Here is a 15,600-nt window from a genome sequence, read left to right as displayed (position 1 = left end):
GGGCGCACCGTCCGGTGCACCGCCGCCCGGAGCCGTACCCCGCGTACGGCTCCTGCGAGCCGCCCCGCGCGGCTCAGCAGACCGGAGAACCCGATGGACATATCGACGACAACCGACGTACCCCCTTCCGCCCCCCGGCCCGACGCCGGCGAGCGGCGGACCGCACGGGGCGTGACCCGCCCCGGCGACCGGATCTTCCTGGCCCTCTCGCGCGGCTCGGGCATCCTGCTGCTGGTGATCATGGCCGCGATCGCGGTCTTCCTCACCTACCGGGCGTGCCTGGCGATCAGCGCCGACGACGGCAACTTCCTGACCACCTTCGAGTGGAACACCAACACCGACCCGCCGGTCTTCGGCATCGCGGTGCTGGCCTTCGGCACGGTCGTCTCCTCGGTCGTCGCCATGGCGCTGGCCCTGCCGATCGCGGTGGCCATCGCGCTGTTCCTCACGCACTACGCCCCGCGCCGGCTGAGCGGCCCGATCGCCTACGTGATCGACCTGCTCGCCGCCGTGCCCTCGATCGTCTACGGCCTGTGGGGCGCCCTGATCCTCGTCCCGCACATGCAGGGCCTGTACGGCTGGCTGGACCAGTTCCTCGGCTGGACCGGGATCTTCGCCTGGAACGGCGGTGCCCCGCGCGCGATGCTCACCGTCGGCATCCTGCTGGCGATCATGATCCTGCCGATCATCACCAACGTGAGCCGCGAGGTCTTCCGCCAGGTGCCCCGGATGCACGAGGAGGCCGCGCTGGCCCTCGGCGCCACCCGCTGGGAGGTCGTCCGCATGGCGGTGCTGCCCTTCGGGCGCTCCGGTGTGATCTCGGCCGCGATGCTGGGCCTCGGCCGCGCGCTCGGCGAGACGATGGCCGTGGCCACCGTGCTCTCCCCGAGTTACGACATCCAGGCCAGCCTGCTCGACCCGGGCGGCGGCACCTTCGCCCAGAACATCGCCTCCAAGTTCGGTGAGGCGTCCGTGCAGGGCCGGGACGCGCTGATCGCGTCCGGTCTGGTCCTGTTCGTCATCACCCTGCTGGTCAACGGCGCGGCCCGCGCGATCATCGCCCGCCGCAAGGAGTACTCGGGGGCCAACGCATGAGCACCGCACTTTCTCCCCGTGACGGCGCCGGTGTGCGGCGCGGCGCCGGGCTGCCGAAGTGGTCCCTGTGGGCCGTCGCGGCCGGCTCGGTCGTCGTGGCCGTGGGCATCGGCCTGGTGGCCGGCCTCACCAGCCACGTCCAGTGGGGCCTGATCGCCGCCCTGCTGTTCGTCCTCGGCACCTATGTGGTCGCCACCCGCGTGGAGGGCCGCCGGCAGGCCAAGGACCGGGTCGCCACCGCGCTGGTCTGGGTGGCCTTCCTGCTGGCCCTCATCCCGCTGGTGTCGCTGGTCTGGACGACCGTCTCGCGCGGTGTGAAGGTCCTCGACGGCTACTTCCTCAGCCACTCCATGGGCCTGGTCGCCGACTCCGAGCCCGGCGGCGGCATCTACCACGCCATCCTCGGCAGCCTGGAGCAGGTCGGCCTCGCCACCGCGATCGGCGCCCCGATCGGCGTGCTGACCGCGATCTACCTGGTGGAGTACGGCCGGGGCCGGCTCGCCCTGGCGGTGACCTTCTTCGTCGACGTGATGACGGGCATCCCGTCCATCGTCGCGGGCCTGTTCATCCTCAGCCTGATGCTGATCCTCGACCTCCAGCCCTTCGGGTTCGCCGGTTCGCTGGCCCTGGCGATCCTGATGATGCCGGTGGTGGTGCGCTCCACCGAGGAGATGCTCAAGCTGGTCCCGAACGAACTGCGCGAGGCGTCCCTGGCGCTCGGCATCCCGAAGTGGCGGACCATCCTCAAGGTGGTCCTGCCGACCTCGCTCGGCGGCATCACGACCGGCGTCATGCTGGCCGTCGCCCGGATCGCGGGCGAGACCGCCCCGGTGCTGCTGCTGGTGTTCGGCAACCCCTTCATCAACGCCAACCCCTTCGAGGGCGCCCAGGCGTCGCTGCCGCTGTACATCTACCAGCAGTACGCGCAGAGCGCGGGCGCGGGCGCGGCATACGACCGTGCCTGGGCCGCTTCGCTGACGCTGATCGCGTTCGTGATGATCCTCAACCTGGTGGCCCGCGGCATCGCCCGCTGGAAGGCCCCCAAGACCGGTCGCTGACGCGACCTCCTCAGTGACCGACTGGAAGTGAAGCAATGGCCAAGCGAATCGATGTGAGCGGACTCACCGCCTTCTACGGCGCCCACAAGGCGATCGAGGACATCTCGATGACCGTGGAACCGCGCTCGGTGACGGCGTTCATCGGCCCCTCCGGCTGCGGCAAGTCGACGTTCCTGCGCACCCTGAACCGGATGCACGAGGTGACCCCCGGCGGCCGCGTCGAGGGCAAGGTGCTGCTGGACGACGAGGACCTGTACGGCAGCGGGGTCGACCCGGTGTCGGTGCGGCGCGAGGTCGGCATGGTGTTCCAGCGTCCGAACCCGTTCCCCACCATGTCCATATTCGAGAACGTGGCGGCGGGTCTGCGCCTGAACGGCGGCCACCGCAGAAGCGAGCTGGACGACGTGGTGGAGAGGTCGCTGCGCGGCGCCAACCTGTGGAACGAGGTCAAGGACCGGCTGAACAAGCCCGGCTCCGGCCTCTCCGGCGGCCAGCAGCAGCGGCTGTGCATCGCGCGGGCCATCGCCGTGCAGCCGAGGGTGCTGCTCATGGACGAGCCGTGCTCCGCGCTCGACCCGATCTCCACCCTCGCGATCGAGGACCTGATCGGCGAGCTGAAGGAGCGGTTCACGATCGTCATCGTGACGCACAACATGCAGCAGGCGGCGCGCGTCTCGGACCGTACGGCCTTCTTCAACCTGGCCGGGGTGGGGCAGCCGGGCCGGCTGGTGGAGATCGACGACACCGAACGGATCTTCTCCAACCCGTCGGTGCAGGCCACCGAGGACTACATCTCGGGCCGCTTCGGCTGAGCCGCCGAGCCCCTCGCGGTGCTGCATGGCGGTGCCACCGCGAGGATGTGAGAAGGGCCCGCTCCCGGCGTACCGGGGGCGGGCCCTTTCTCCGTGCGCGGGGTTCTACAGCACGGCCAGGTTGACCAGCTCGAAGGCGCCCGCCGCGACCAGCGCGGCGGCCGGCATGGTGATGAACCAGCCGAGCACGATGTTCTTGGCGACGCCCCAGCGGACCGCGTTGACCCGCTTGGTCGCGCCCACACCCATGATCGCCGAGGTGATGACATGGGTCGTGGAGATCGGCGCCTTGAACAGGAACGCCGTGGTGAACATGATCGACGCGCCGGTCGCCTCGGCGGCGAAGCCCTGCGGCGGGTCCAGCTCGATGATCTTGCGGCCGAGGGTGCGCATGATGCGCCAGCCGCCCGCGTAGGTGCCGAGCGACAGCATCAGCGCACAGGCGATCTTGACCCAGACCGGGATGGGGTCGCCGAAGGTCTCGTTGCCGGAGATCACCAGGGCGAGCACCACGACACCCATGGTCTTCTGCGCGTCCTGGAGACCGTGGCCGAGAGCCATGCCCGCCGCCGACACCGTCTGGGCTATGCGGAAACCGCGCTTCGCCTTGTGCGGGTTGGCCTTGCGGAACAGCCACAGGATGGCCGTCATCACCAGATAGCCGCCGATGAGACCGACCACCGGGGAGAGGAACATCGGGATGACGATCTTCTCGACCACCCCGCTCCACAGCACGTCGATGCCGCCCGCCAGCGCCGCGCCCACCATGCCGCCGAACAGCGCGTGGGAGGAGGACGAGGGCAGGCCGAAGTACCAGGTGGCGAGGTTCCAGACGATCGCGCCGATCAGCGCGGCGAAGAGGATGGCCATCCCCTTGGAGCCGTGCGGGGTCTCGATCAGGCCCTCGGAGACGGTCTTGGCGACGCCGGAGCCGAGGAAGGCACCGGCGAGGTTCATCACGGCCGCCATCGCCAGCGCCGCGCGCGGGGTCAGCGCGCGCGTCGACACCGAGGTGGCGATCGCGTTCGCGGAGTCGTGGAAGCCGTTGGTGTACGTGAAGCCGAGCGCGACCGCGACGGTCACGATCAGAGCGAAGGTGTCCATCGACGCCTCAGGACTCCTTGACGGCGATGGTCTCCACCGTGTTCGCCACGTGCTCGAACGCGTCCGCCGCCTCTTCCAGCACGTCCACGACCTGCTTGAGCTTCAGCACCTCGATCGCGTCGTACTTGCCGTTGAAGAGCTGGGCGAGCAGCTTGCGGTGGATCTGGTCGGCCTGGTTCTCCAGCCGGTTGACCTCGATCCAGTACTCGGTGAGGTTCGACATGGTGCGCAGGTTCGGCATGGCCTCCGCCGTCAGCACAGCGGCCCGCGCCAGCACCTCGATCTGCTGCTCGACGCCCTTCGGCAGCTCCTCGATGTTGTAGAGGACGACCAGGTCGACGGCCTCCTCCATGAAGTCCATGATGTCGTCGAGCGACGAGGCGAGGTTGTAGATGTCCTCGCGGTCGAACGGCGTGATGAAGGAGGAGTTCAGCTGGTGGAAGATCGCGTGCGTGGCGTCGTCACCGGCGTGTTCCGCGGCCCGCATACGCTCTGCGATCTCGGCCCGGGCGGAGGAGTCCGCCCCGAGCAGTTCCATCAGGAGCTTCGAGCCCGTGACGATGTTGTCCGCGGACGCGGCGAACATGTCGTAGAAGCTCGTCTCCCTGGGGGTCAGACGAAAGCGCACGTGTGGTCCTCGGGATGCTTTGGTTTCGGTCAGGCTGATGCTAGGCGCATCATCCGGCCACGGCTATCGGGCCATCCCCCAGTGTCGCCCATCGGGCACAGTGCTCGGCACGGGGGACCTTCGACCGGTCCGCTACCCCGCGGAATTCGTTACGATATACCCGCCAGGGGTATGTGTTCCCGCCCGTCCCGAGATGGAGGCCCGCGATGACGACGACCGAGGCCGGCGCCACGCACGGTTACCACCACCAGAAGGACGAGCACCTGAAGCGGCTGCGCCGGATCGAGGGCCAGATCCGGGGGCTCCAGCGGATGGTCGAGGAGGACACGTACTGCATCGACGTGCTCACCCAGGTCTCCGCCTCCACCAAGGCGCTCCAGTCCTTCGCGCTCCAGCTGCTGGAGGAGCACCTGCGGCACTGCGTCGCGGACGCGGCCGTGAAGGGCGGCGACGAGATCGACGCGAAGGTCGACGAGGCGACGAAGGCCATCGGCCGCCTGCTGCGCACCTGAGCAGCTGAGTCACCGGCTAGGCGGCGGCTCCGCGCTCCTCGGTGACCCGGAGCACCTCGTCTATGCTCGCCAGGCTCAGCCGGTCCTCGGCGGCCGAGGCGGCGATGATCAGCTCGCCGCACAGCTCTATCTCGGCGAGGGCCACGTGGTCCTGCACCGCCGTACCGCCGACCGGAGCCACGCGCGTCACCTCTTCCTCTTGGTCCTGCCTGCCGGTACCGGCTTCCTAGAGTAGGGAGCGCGCCACGCGCCGCGCATGGCACGGACGGGCTAGTCCGCCGGGGCCCCCTGGCCCTCCGCGAGCCGGCCTGCGTAGATGTCGGCCTCGCGGGGGAGCGTCACGTCGACCTCGGTGCCGAACGCGTGCAGCAGGGTGGTGGAGGCCACCGCCACGGCCGCCGCCTGGCGTCCGTTGACGAAGCTGAAGCGCTGGCGGAGCTTGCGGATACGGCCCTCGTCGTCCAGATACGCGTCGAACGGGACCTCGGCCGTGGCGAACCCCTTGGCCGCCGCCGCGAGCGGCGCCCGGTTGTCCGCCGAGGCCGCGCGGGCCGCTCCCGCCAGGTCGGCGGTGCCCCGGTAGTGCCGTACGGCGGTGCCGCCGACGCTGGTGCGGCCCAGGTAGGTCGCGCTGCGGGTCCCGCGCAGCACCTCCGCCGCCGCGTACGGGTCGGTCGCGCCGCCGGTGACCAGATTGCCGTCGGAGGCCGTGGCCGCCTCCATCCGCACCCATTTGTCGGCGGGCACGCCCGCGCCCCGGTTCTTCATGAACAGGGCGCCGGGGGCGAGGAGTTCGGTGATGGGCCGGTGCTCCGGGGTGCCGGTGGGGTCCGCGGGGAGGACCACGGTCAGCTCGCCGAGGCGGCGCCGGAAGTCGTAGACGCCCCGGCCCCGGATGGTGACCCGGGTGCCGCCGGTGGCCATCTCCATGGAGGTGGTGGCCCGCGCGGTGCCCGCCGCGCGCAGGGCGTCCGCGGCCTGCCGGAGCACGGCCACCGGCTCGCCGCCCGCGCCGTTCACCCCCTCGGCGGCGACCCCGCTGCCGGAACACCCCGAGGCACCTGCCCCGAGCCCGACCGTGAGTCCCATGATCCCCACCGCGACGCCCGTCCTGCCCGCGCGCGTGTGCTGCCGCCGATCCATGGCCTGCCTTACCCCCAGCCGGTTATGTCCGTCACTGGCCCCCCTGTCGTTCCGGTTAACGACGGGTAGGGAGTGTTGTCACGCGCCGACCGGTCCCCGGGGAGGCGGGAGGGGGGCGCGCGTACGCCCCGGCGGGCGGCCGGTAGCGTGGCGCCGTGGCGTCTGAGGAGGGCCCCGAGAGGGCGCGGGATCACCGTACGGAGACGACCGAGCAGGGGCGCTTCTGCGTGGCGCGGTGCAGTTGCGGCTGGCGGGGTCCGGCCCGGCGGGCGCGCAGCCAGGCGCGGACGGACGCGGAGGGGCACCTCGGGGGAGCGTGAGGCGCCCCGGTCTTTTTGCCCGCGCTTTCAGTGGTGTTCGAGCCGCTGGGTGAGCACGTCGAGCAGATCGCGGTCGCGGGGACGGCTGATCCGGGTACGCGCCTCGGTGGGCGTCAGCCACACCACCTCATCCACCTCGGAGTTGGGCACGAACGCCCCGGAGACGGCCTCGGCCGCCCAGTACCGCACCTGCTTGGGCCGCCCGTCGACCGGATACCGCAGCGTCGGCAGCTCGGGTCCCAACTCGGCCGCGTAGCCCGTCTCTTCCCCGACCTCGCGTACGGCGGCCGCCTCCGCCGACTCCCCGCGCTTCAGCTTGCCCTTGGGATGCGACCAGTCGTCGTACCGGGGCCGGTGCACGAGGCACACCTCCAGCGCGCCGGTGCCGGGGGCCCGGCGCCAGAGGACGCAGCCGGCGGCGCGGATGAGCTTGGGGAGCGCGTGGGGTCCGCTGGGCACGGGGGGCTCCTCGGGGGTCAGGACTGCCAGGTGTGCTGGAAGGTGAACCGCGCGGCCTCGACCTCGTGGCGCTGGTCGGCGTGGAGGACGCCGAGGGCGTAGGCGGTGGCGGGGGCGATACGGGGGGTGCGGGCGGCCTGGGCCGCTTCGGCGGCGGCCTCGGCGGCGTCGCGGTGCCGGGTGAGGGCCTCGGCGGCCGGGCGGAGGCGGGGGTCGGCGGGGGCGGTGTGCGGGATCTCGCGGGCGTAGCGGTGCAGGCGGAGCAGGAGCCGTACCTGATGCCAGGGGCCGTCCTGGGGGTGCGGGGCGGGGTCGGGGGAGAGGCCGTGGACCAGGGCCTGCGCGTTGTAGGGGTCCCCGGCGGTGACCAGGGGCAGCACCGAGACGGCACCGGCGAGGCGGTCCTCGGCGGCGGCGGCCAGCGGGCCCAGGCCGGCGCGGGAAGCACCCGGCGCCAGCGGGACGTCGCTGGCCAGCAGGGCGATCCGGTCGGCGACGGCGTGGAAGCGGGCGGAGCCCAGCGCCTCCAGCGCGGCGGAGTGGGCCCGGGTCCGGGCCAGGGTGATCCGGCGCTCCAGCAGCGCCCCCGCCTTGGCCGCGCCCACGGTGAGACTGCCCCGCTCGGGAGCCGGTGCCGGACCGCCCGCGTGGACCACGGCCCCCACCGGCACCGGGGTCGAACCGGAGAGCCGGTGCAGCGCGAGCAACAGCCGGTCCAGCCGCGCCTCTTGGGAGTGCTCCAGCGCCAAGGTGCCCGACACCCAGGCCAGTTCGGGCCGCATCGAGTCGGCCCAGCCGGGGTCCAGCAGGGCCCGGAAGGTGTGCAGGGCGGCGCTGATCCGGCGGGCGGAGCGGCGCAGCGCGCGCCCCGCCTCGGCGGCGCCCTCGGCCCCGTTCCCGTGCTCCCGCTGGGCCCGCAGCGCGCGCAGGAACTCCGTCGCCTGTGCCCGGAGATACGCGGCCAGGTCGTCCCCGACGGGGTCCGTCCCGGCGGGGGCGGACCCCGCCGCGACGGTCTCCGGGTGGGGACGGTCAGGGTGTCGTGGTGCCACGCCGGCGCCTCCGGGCGTCAATGAGCATCTCCTGTACGTTGCGCAGGGGGTGTCCGTCGGCGTCGGTCGCGTGCCGGGTCCACTCGCCGTCGGGGCCCAGGTGCCAGGAGGCGGTGGTGTCGGACATGCCGGTGTCCAGCAGGCGGTTGAGGGCCGCCCGGTGGCCGGGGTCGGTGACCCGGACCAGTGCCTCGATCCGGCGGTCGAGGTTGCGGTGCATCATGTCGGCGCTGCCGAACCAGACTTCGGGCTCGCCGCCGTTGCCGAAGGCGAACACCCGGGAGTGCTCCAGGAACCGGCCGAGGATCGAGCGGACCCGGATGTTCTCCGAGAGCCCGGCGACACCGGGCCGTACCGCGCAGATGCCGCGCACCCAGACGTCGACCGGGACACCGGCCTGGGAGGCCCGGTAGCAGGCGTCGATGACCGCCTCGTCGACCATGGAGTTGACCTTGATCCGGACGAAGGCAGGGCGGCCCGCGCGGTGGTGCTGGATCTCCTTGTCGATGCGCGATATCAGGCCGTCCCGCAGGGACTTGGGGGCGACGAGGAGACGGCGGTAGGTCTCGCGGCGGGAGTAGCCGGAGAGCCGGTTGAAGAGGTCGGAGAGGTCCGCGCCGACCTGCGGGTCGGCGGTGAGCAGCCCGAGGTCCTCGTACAGCCGGGCCGTCTTCGGGTGGTAGTTGCCGGTGCCGACGTGGCTGTAGCGGCGCAGGGTCTCGCCCTCCTGGCGGACCACCAGCGACAGCTTGCAGTGCGTCTTCAGCCCGACCAGGCCGTAGACGACGTGGCAGCCGGCCTCCTCCAGCTTGCGCGCCCACTTGATGTTGGCGTGCTCGTCGAAGCGGGCCTTGATCTCGACCAGCACGAGGACCTGCTTGCCGGACTCGGCCGCGTCGATCAGCGCGTCCACTATCGGGGAGTCGCCGGAGGTGCGGTACAGCGTCTGCTTGATCGCCAGCACGTCCGGGTCCTGCGCGGCCTGCTCCAGGAACGCCTGCACGGAGGTGGAGAAGGAGTCGTACGGGTGGTGCAGCAGCACGTCCCGCTGGCGCAGCGCGGCGAAGATGTCCGGCGCGGAGGCGGTCTCCACCTCGGAGAGGTCCCGGTGGGTGCCCGCGACGAACTTGCGGTACTTCAGCTCCGGGCGGTCCAGGCTGTGGATGCGGAAGAGACCGGTCAGGTCGAGCGGGCCGGGCAGCGGGTAGACCTCGGCCTCGGAGATCTTCAGCTCGCGGACCAGGAGGTCGAGCACCTCGCGGTCGATGTCCTCCTCGACCTCCAGGCGGACCGGCGGCCCGAAGCGGCGCCGCATCAGCTCCTTCTCCAGCGCCTGGAGCAGGTTCTCCGCGTCGTCCTCCTCGACCTCCAGGTCCTCGTTGCGGGTGAGCCGGAAGGCGTGGTGCTCCAGCACCTCCATGCCGGGGAACAGCTCCTCCAGGTGCGCCCCGATCACGTCCTCCAGCGGGACGAACCGGCCGGGGCTGCTCTCCAGGAAGCGGGACAGCAGCGGCGGCACCTTCACGCGGGCGAAGTGCTTGTGGCCGCTGACCGGGTTCCGCACGACGACGGCCAGGTTCAGCGAGAGGCCGGAGATGTACGGGAAGGGGTGCGCGGGGTCCACGGCGAGCGGGGTGAGCACCGGGAAGATCTGGTGCCGGAACAGGGTGAACAGGCGGGCCTGCTCCTTGTCGGTCAGCTCGCTCCAGCGGACCAGGTGGATGCCCTCCTCCGCGAGCGCGGGGGCGACGTCCTCGTGGTAGCAGGCGGCGTGCCGCGCCATCAGCTCGCGCGAGCGGGACCAGATCATCTCCAGCACCTCGCGGGGCTGGAGCCCGGAGGCGGAGCGGGTGGCGACCCCGGTGGCGATACGGCGCTTCAGACCGGCCACCCGGACCATGAAGAACTCGTCCAGGTTGCTGGCGAAGATCGCGAGGAAGTTGGCGCGCTCCAGCAGCGGCGTGGTGGGGTCCTCCGCCAGCTCCAGCACGCGCTCGTTGAAGGCGAGCCAGCTGCGCTCCCGGTCCAGGAAACGGCCCTGGGGCAGCGGGTCCCCGTCGGTGGCCCGCTCCTCGTACACGTCGAGGTCGGCGTCGAGATCGGGTTCCAGGTCGGAGACGGTCGCCGCGACCGTGTGCGGCCGGTGGGCGGCGATCGAGCCTACGGCGGGCTGCGGCCGCAGGGTGGCGTCGGGGGACGGGTGGGCCGGTACCTGGGCTTCTCGCTGACTCATGAACCCATTCTTCCGCGCCGGAGTCGTTACGGCAGCGTCTGTTTTCCAGTGATCCACGGGAACGGACGCGCCACCACCGGCCCCCTCGGGCCGCGGCTGGGAGTGGGGGGCCACGGGTTCCATCGCCCGAGGGTCGCAAGCGGTTCTGAATCAAGGGTTACGGGCACATGACGTCCGGGAAATCGGGGGGCGGCCCCCAGGGGACCGCCCCCGTAGGTCAGCCGGTACGGCGGCGCAGCACCGCGAAGGAGGCGGCGGTGAGCAGGGCGGTCACGAGGAGCAGTACGGCGCTGGTGGTGAGCTGGAGCGGCCAGTCGTGGGAGGCGGGGTGGAAGGTGGTGTAGAAACCGGTGCCGCCGTGCTGCTCGTAGATCCGCCGGCACATGTCCATGCTTCTCGCGGCGCATTCCGGGGTGGGGACGCGGGCGCCGGAGAGGGTCGTCATGCCGTGCGACAGCTCGACCCCGGTGTACAGCCCCCGGTACCCGTCCTGGAACCGCGACACCTCGGTCACCGAGGGCCAGAGGTACGGCATCAGCCAGTGCGCGGCGGCGAACAGCAGCGCGGTGGCGCCGACGGTGATGCCGAGGGCGGGCAGGGTCCGCGGAACCAGCAGGCCGGTCAGGGCGCCCAGGGCGAGGGCGGCCAGGCAGACGGCGACCAGCGCGGGGCCGTTGGCGTAGAAGGTGCGCAGCAGCCACCAGCCCGCGCGGGTGTCCACCCGGTCCTCGGACGCCGACCAGGCGTACCGGTGCAGGGCCACCAGCACACCGCCGCCCGCCGTGACGGCCAGCGCGGGGAGGGCGAGCCGGGAGGCGAGCCAGCGGGCCGGGGTGACGCCCTGGGTCCAGGCCAGCAGCCCGGTGCCGGACTCCAGCTCCCGCGCGGTCAGGGTGGCGCCCGCCCAGGCGGCCACCAAGAACGGCATGAGGAACATGCCATCGGTCAGCAGGTCGTACAGGCTGGAGTACCGGCCCATGGCGGCGTTGTCGATGGTGCACACACTCGCCTGGCACGCCTGGAGCTGCTGCCAGCCGCGCGCCGCCTCGTCCATGAGCGGCCCCGCCAGCCACACCAGCAGCCCGGCGCCCACGACCACCAGGGCCGCCCAGACGGCCAGCGCCCACCGGTGCAGCCGGAACGTCCAGCGGGCCGAAACGGAGAGGGTGCTCACGCGGCGCGCTCCTCGGTCAGGGTGAGCGCGGGCGCGTCCGCGCCGCGCAGGTGGGCGAGGACGAGGTCCTCCAGGGTGGGCCGCCCGGTGCGCCAGTCGCCCGGCAGCGGCCCGGCCGGCCGGATCAGTGCGGAGAGCTGCCGCCCGGTGGTACGGGACTCGACCACCGTGTGCCCGGTCAGCGCGCCCTCCTCGGCGGACCCGGCGACGCGCAGGTGGGCGCCGAGCAGGTCGTCGATCTCGCCGGCCAGCCGCACCCGGCCGGAGCCGATGAGCAGCAGGTGGTCGCAGGAGTCCTCGACCTCGGCGACGACGTGGGAGGACATCGCGATGGTGGTGCCGTGTTCGGCGGCCGTGCCCATCAGCACGCCCATCAGGTCGTGCCGGGCGAGCGGGTCGAGGTCGGCCATCGGCTCGTCCAGCAGCAGCAGTTCGGGCCGCTTGCCGAGTGCGAGGGCGAGTGCGACGCGGGTGCGCTGGCCGCCGGAGAGGGACCGTATCCGCGCGCCGGGGTCGAGGTCGCCCCCGGCGGCGATCCGCTCCGCACCGGCCGCGTCCCAGTGGCTGGGGTTGAGGTCCGCGCCCATGCGCAGCGTCTCCGCGACCGTGAGCTGCGGATACAGCGGCTTGGCCTGCGCGACGTAGCCCACGCGGGGCCGGGCGTCGGCCGGCGAGGTGCCCAGGACCCGCAACTCGCCCTCGGTGGGCGCCATGAGCCCCGCCGCCAGGGCGAACAGGGTGCTCTTTCCGGCCCCGTTGGGACCCACCACGGCACACACGCGCCCTGTGGGCAGCCGGAACGCGCAGTCGCGCAGCGCCCAGGCGCCCCGCCGTCCGTACCGTCTGCCGAGGCCGGTGGCCTCGATCGCGGTGTCGCTCATGAACGTTCTCCCTGGAAGCTCTTGTCGAGGACGGCCGTGAACAGGGCCGCCATGTCGTCCCGGTCCCACCCGGCCCGGACCGCCCGCGCCGCCCACTCCTCCAGCTCCCCCCGCAGCGGCGAGTCGGCCGGGGCGGCGCCGAGCGTGCGGCGGACGAAGGTGCCCAGCCCGCGCCGCGCCTCCACCAGTCCCTCCCGCTCCAGCTCGCGGTACGCCTTCAGGACGGTGTTGGGGTTGATGGCGGTGGCCTCCACGACCTCGCGGGCGGTGGGCAACTGGTCGCCGGGGCGCAGCAGTCCGAGGCGCAGCGCCTGTTTGGTCTGCTGGACAATCTGGACGTAGGTGGCGACCCCGCTGTGCCGGTCGATGCGGTATTCGACCACGCGTTGAACCACCCTTTCACTAATTGAGTAGTGGAAGGGTGGTGTGGAAGAGGGGCGCCCGTCAAGTCCGGACGCCCCTCAACTCAGCCGACGGGAACCAGGGTTCACGTCTCCGTGCGGTACATCAGGTCCGTCTCGTGGGTGGTGAAACCGAGGCGCTCGTAGACCGACACCGCCGCCTTGTTGTCCGCGTCGACGTAGAGCATCGCGGTGGGCAGACCGCGGCCGGCCAGGTGGCGCAGGCCGATCGTGGTGAGGGCCTTGCCGAGGCCGCCGCCCTGGCTGCCGGGGCGCACCCCGACCACGTACACCTCGCCGAGCCCCTCCTCGGCGTGCGTCTTGGTCCAGTGGAAGCCGATCAGTTCGCCGTCCTGTTCGGCCAGGAAGAAGCCGGCCGGGTCGAACCACGCCTCGCTCTCCCGGTCGTCCAGGTCGCGCCGGGTCAGCGAACCCTGCTCCGGGTGGTGGGCGAACGCGGCCGCGTTGACCGCGAGCCACGCCTCCTCGTCCCGGCCCGGCTCGAAGGCCCGTACCGTCACGCCCTGGGGGAGGACCGGGTCGGGCAGGTCCAGTCCGGTCAACGGCCGCCGCATCTGGCGCAGTTCGCGGAACAGGGTCAGGCCGAGCACCTGCGCGAGATGCCGGGCCGCCGGGTGGCCGCCGTGCGCCCAGATCCGCAGCCGCTTGCCGGAGGCGGCCAGCAGGGCGGTGCCGAGCGCCCGTCCGTGCCCGTGCCCCCGGTGCGAGGGCCGCACCACCAGCTCGGCGGCGGGCGCCTCCACCGGGTCGGTGTCCTCCAGCTGGGCGTAGCCGACCAGTTCGTCCCCGGCGTACAGCAGCAGATGGGAGACGCCCGGCCGGGCGCCGCCGCGCAGTTGCAGCCGGCCCTGCTCGGACACCGGCTGCTGCCCGTCCGCGCGGGCGGCCTCGGCGAGGAGGGCGAGCACGGCCTCGGCCTGGTCCGGCGTGAGGGCGGTGTGCGTCTGGAGGGAGCGGGCGGGGAAGGACCGTACGGAGTCGTCGCTGCTCATGCGTACGAGGGTACGGCGCGCGCCCGGCGCCGGGCGCTGAAGGAATCTCGTTTCCGCCCGGCCGGGTCGAGCGGGGAGAATGCGGGGCATGGGACATCTGGACGTCGCGCATATCGAGTACTACCTGCCGGACGGGCGGGCGCTGCTCGGTGATGTGTCCTTCCGCGTCGGTGAGGGCTCCGCCGTCGCGCTGGTCGGCCCGAACGGCGCGGGCAAGACGACACTGCTCAGGATCATCGCGGGCGAACTCGACGCGCACGGCGGCAAGGTGAGCGTCAGCGGCGGACTCGGGGTGATGCCGCAGTTCGTGGGCGGCGTCCGCGACGGGTCGACCGTCCGCGACCTCCTCGTCTCCGTCGCCCCGAAGCGCATCCGCACGGCCGCGAAGGCGGTCGACGAGGCCGAGCACGCGATCATGACCGTGGACGACGAGGCCGCGCAGATGGCGTACGCCCAGGCCCTCTCCGACTGGGCCGAGGCCCAGGGGTACGAGACGGAGACCCTGTGGGACATCTGCACCACGGCCGCCCTCGGCATCCCTTACGACCAGGCCCAGTGGCGCCAGGTGAACACCCTGTCCGGCGGTGAGCAGAAGCGGCTGGTGCTGGAGTACTTCTTCCGGGGCCACGACGAGGTGCTGCTGCTGGACGAGCCGGACAACTACCTGGACGTGCCGGGCAAGCGCTGGCTGGAGGAGCAGATCCGGGCCACCCGCAAGACCGTGCTGTTCATCTCCCACGACCGGGAGCTGCTGGCCCGCTCGGCCGAGCGGATCGTCAGCGTGGAGCCCGCCGAGGGCGGTGCCGACGTCTGGGTGCACGGCGGCGGCTTCGCCACCTATCACGACGCCCGCCGCGAGCGCTTCGCCCGCTTCGAGGAGCTGCGCCGCCGCTGGTCGGAGAAGCACGCCCAGCTCAAGAAGCTGGTGGTCACCCTCCAGCAGGCGGCCTCGGTCAGCCACGAGATGGCCTCGCGGTACGCGGCCGCGCAGACCCGGCTGCGCAAGTTCGAGGAGGCCGGGCCGCCGCCCGAGCCGCCCAAGGAGCAGGACATCCGGATGCGGCTGCGCGGCGGCCGTACCGGGGTGCGCGCGATCACCTGCGAGGCGCTGGAGCTGACCGGGCTGATGAAGCCGTTCGACCTGGAGGTCTTCTACGGCGAGCGGGTCGCGGTCCTCGGCTCCAACGGCTCCGGCAAGTCGCACTTCCTGCGTCTGCTGGCCGGGGCCGAGATCGCGCACTCGGGGCTGTGGAAGCTCGGCGCGCGGGTGGTGCCGGGGCACTTCGCGCAGACCCACGCGCATCCCGAGCTGGTCGGCCGCACCCTGCTGGACATCCTGTGGTCCGAGCACTCCCAGGCACGCGGGCCCGCCATGTCGATCCTGCGCCGCTACGGCCTCGACCGGCAGGCCGAGCAGAACTTCGAGCGGCTCTCCGGCGGCCAGCAGGCCCGGCTCCAGATCCTGCTGCTGGAGCTGGCCGGCACCACCGCGCTGCTGCTGGACGAGCCCACCGACAACCTGGACCTGGAGAGCGCCGAGGCCCTCCAGGAGGCGCTGGAGGCGTACGAGGGGACCGTGCTGGCCGTCACCCACGACCGCTGGTTCGCCCGCTCCTTCGACCGCTTCCTGGTCTTCGGCTCGGACGGCCGGGTCCGCGAGACCCCGGAACCGGTGTGGGACGAACGCCGGGTGGAGCGCGCCCGCTAGGACATCC

16 protein-coding genes are annotated in these 15,600 nt (G+C 72.2%); 5 read left to right on the top strand and 11 right to left on the bottom strand.

Features of this window, described 5'->3' with window-relative positions; all coding sequences use genetic code 11:
- Positions 1-93: 93 nt before the first annotated feature.
- Genes pstC through pstB form a run of 3 tightly spaced genes read left to right on the top strand, consistent with a single transcriptional unit; the run spans position 94 to position 2,965 of the window.
- A complete protein-coding gene (gene pstC, locus D0Z67_RS13520) occupies positions 94-1,095 on the top strand; it encodes a phosphate ABC transporter permease subunit PstC (protein WP_031183937.1) in 1,002 nt (333 codons plus the stop codon).
- Positions 1,092-2,153, top strand: a complete 1,062-nt coding sequence (gene pstA / locus D0Z67_RS13515) for a phosphate ABC transporter permease PstA (protein ID WP_031183938.1) — start codon at positions 1,092-1,094, stop codon at positions 2,151-2,153. The genes pstC and pstA overlap by 4 nt, the downstream gene beginning before the upstream one ends.
- 35 nt (positions 2,154-2,188) lie before the next feature.
- The gene (pstB, locus tag D0Z67_RS13510) at positions 2,189-2,965 is read left to right on the top strand and encodes a phosphate ABC transporter ATP-binding protein PstB (protein WP_031183939.1); all 777 of its coding nucleotides are present in this window, start codon (positions 2,189-2,191) and stop codon (positions 2,963-2,965) included.
- 105 nt (positions 2,966-3,070) lie between these two features.
- On the opposite strand, the gene D0Z67_RS13505 is transcribed toward pstB, so the two are convergent.
- Positions 3,071-4,069: an inorganic phosphate transporter gene (locus tag D0Z67_RS13505; RefSeq protein WP_031183940.1), complete on the bottom strand. Its 999-nt coding sequence runs from the start codon at positions 4,067-4,069 to the stop codon at positions 3,071-3,073.
- Positions 4,070-4,076: 7 nt separating this feature from the next.
- Positions 4,077-4,697, bottom strand: coding sequence for a DUF47 domain-containing protein (locus D0Z67_RS13500; RefSeq protein WP_030804247.1), 621 nt, complete (start codon positions 4,695-4,697; stop codon positions 4,077-4,079).
- A 206-nt stretch (positions 4,698-4,903) separates the two neighbouring features.
- On the opposite strand from D0Z67_RS13500, the gene D0Z67_RS13495 reads away from it, so the two are divergent.
- Positions 4,904-5,209, top strand: coding sequence for a metal-sensitive transcriptional regulator (locus tag D0Z67_RS13495; RefSeq protein ID WP_031183941.1), 306 nt, complete (start codon positions 4,904-4,906; stop codon positions 5,207-5,209).
- Positions 5,210-5,225: 16 nt separating this feature from the next.
- Here D0Z67_RS13495 and D0Z67_RS29680 read toward each other — a convergent pair whose 3' ends face one another.
- The 9 genes from D0Z67_RS29680 to mshD form a co-directional block, all read right to left on the bottom strand.
- A complete protein-coding gene (locus D0Z67_RS29680; RefSeq protein ID WP_158713917.1) occupies positions 5,226-5,399 on the bottom strand; it encodes a hypothetical protein in 174 nt (57 codons plus the stop codon).
- An 80-nt stretch (positions 5,400-5,479) separates the two neighbouring features.
- A complete protein-coding gene (locus D0Z67_RS13490; protein WP_031183942.1) occupies positions 5,480-6,352 on the bottom strand; it encodes an SCO4651 family lipoprotein in 873 nt (290 codons plus the stop codon).
- 347 nt (positions 6,353-6,699) lie between these two features.
- Complete coding sequence (locus tag D0Z67_RS13485) at positions 6,700-7,131, bottom strand: NUDIX hydrolase (RefSeq protein ID WP_037776297.1); 432 nt, start codon at positions 7,129-7,131, stop codon at positions 6,700-6,702.
- A 17-nt stretch (positions 7,132-7,148) separates the two neighbouring features.
- Positions 7,149-8,183 carry a CHAD domain-containing protein gene (locus D0Z67_RS13480; RefSeq protein WP_037776353.1) on the bottom strand — a complete coding sequence of 345 codons (1,035 nt, stop codon included), beginning with the start codon at positions 8,181-8,183 and terminating at the stop codon, positions 7,149-7,151.
- A complete protein-coding gene (locus D0Z67_RS13475; RefSeq protein ID WP_051888190.1) occupies positions 8,164-10,416 on the bottom strand; it encodes an RNA degradosome polyphosphate kinase in 2,253 nt (750 codons plus the stop codon). The genes D0Z67_RS13480 and D0Z67_RS13475 overlap by 20 nt, the downstream gene beginning before the upstream one ends.
- Before the next feature lie 217 nt (positions 10,417-10,633).
- The gene (locus tag D0Z67_RS13470) at positions 10,634-11,590 is read right to left on the bottom strand and encodes a hypothetical protein (RefSeq protein ID WP_031183946.1); all 957 of its coding nucleotides are present in this window, start codon (positions 11,588-11,590) and stop codon (positions 10,634-10,636) included.
- Positions 11,587-12,471, bottom strand: coding sequence for an ABC transporter ATP-binding protein (locus D0Z67_RS13465; protein WP_031183947.1), 885 nt, complete (start codon positions 12,469-12,471; stop codon positions 11,587-11,589). Before D0Z67_RS13465 ends, D0Z67_RS13470 begins: the two co-directional genes overlap by 4 nt.
- Complete coding sequence (locus D0Z67_RS13460) at positions 12,468-12,854, bottom strand: GntR family transcriptional regulator (RefSeq protein ID WP_031183948.1); 387 nt, start codon at positions 12,852-12,854, stop codon at positions 12,468-12,470. Before D0Z67_RS13460 ends, D0Z67_RS13465 begins: the two co-directional genes overlap by 4 nt.
- A 104-nt stretch (positions 12,855-12,958) precedes the next feature.
- A complete protein-coding gene (gene mshD, locus D0Z67_RS13455; protein ID WP_031183949.1) occupies positions 12,959-13,885 on the bottom strand; it encodes a mycothiol synthase in 927 nt (308 codons plus the stop codon).
- An 88-nt stretch (positions 13,886-13,973) separates the two neighbouring features.
- Between mshD and D0Z67_RS13450 the strand changes: the two genes are divergently transcribed.
- Positions 13,974-15,593: an ABC-F family ATP-binding cassette domain-containing protein gene (locus D0Z67_RS13450; RefSeq protein WP_031183950.1), complete on the top strand. Its 1,620-nt coding sequence runs from the start codon at positions 13,974-13,976 to the stop codon at positions 15,591-15,593.
- Positions 15,594-15,600: the final 7 nt, after the last annotated feature.

The organism is Streptomyces seoulensis (assembly GCF_004328625.1).
Classification (GTDB): Bacteria; Actinomycetota; Actinomycetes; order Streptomycetales; family Streptomycetaceae; genus Streptomyces; species Streptomyces seoulensis.
The sequence above is the reverse complement of the archived record's forward strand: the minus strand, read 5'-3'. Positions and strand labels throughout refer to the sequence as shown.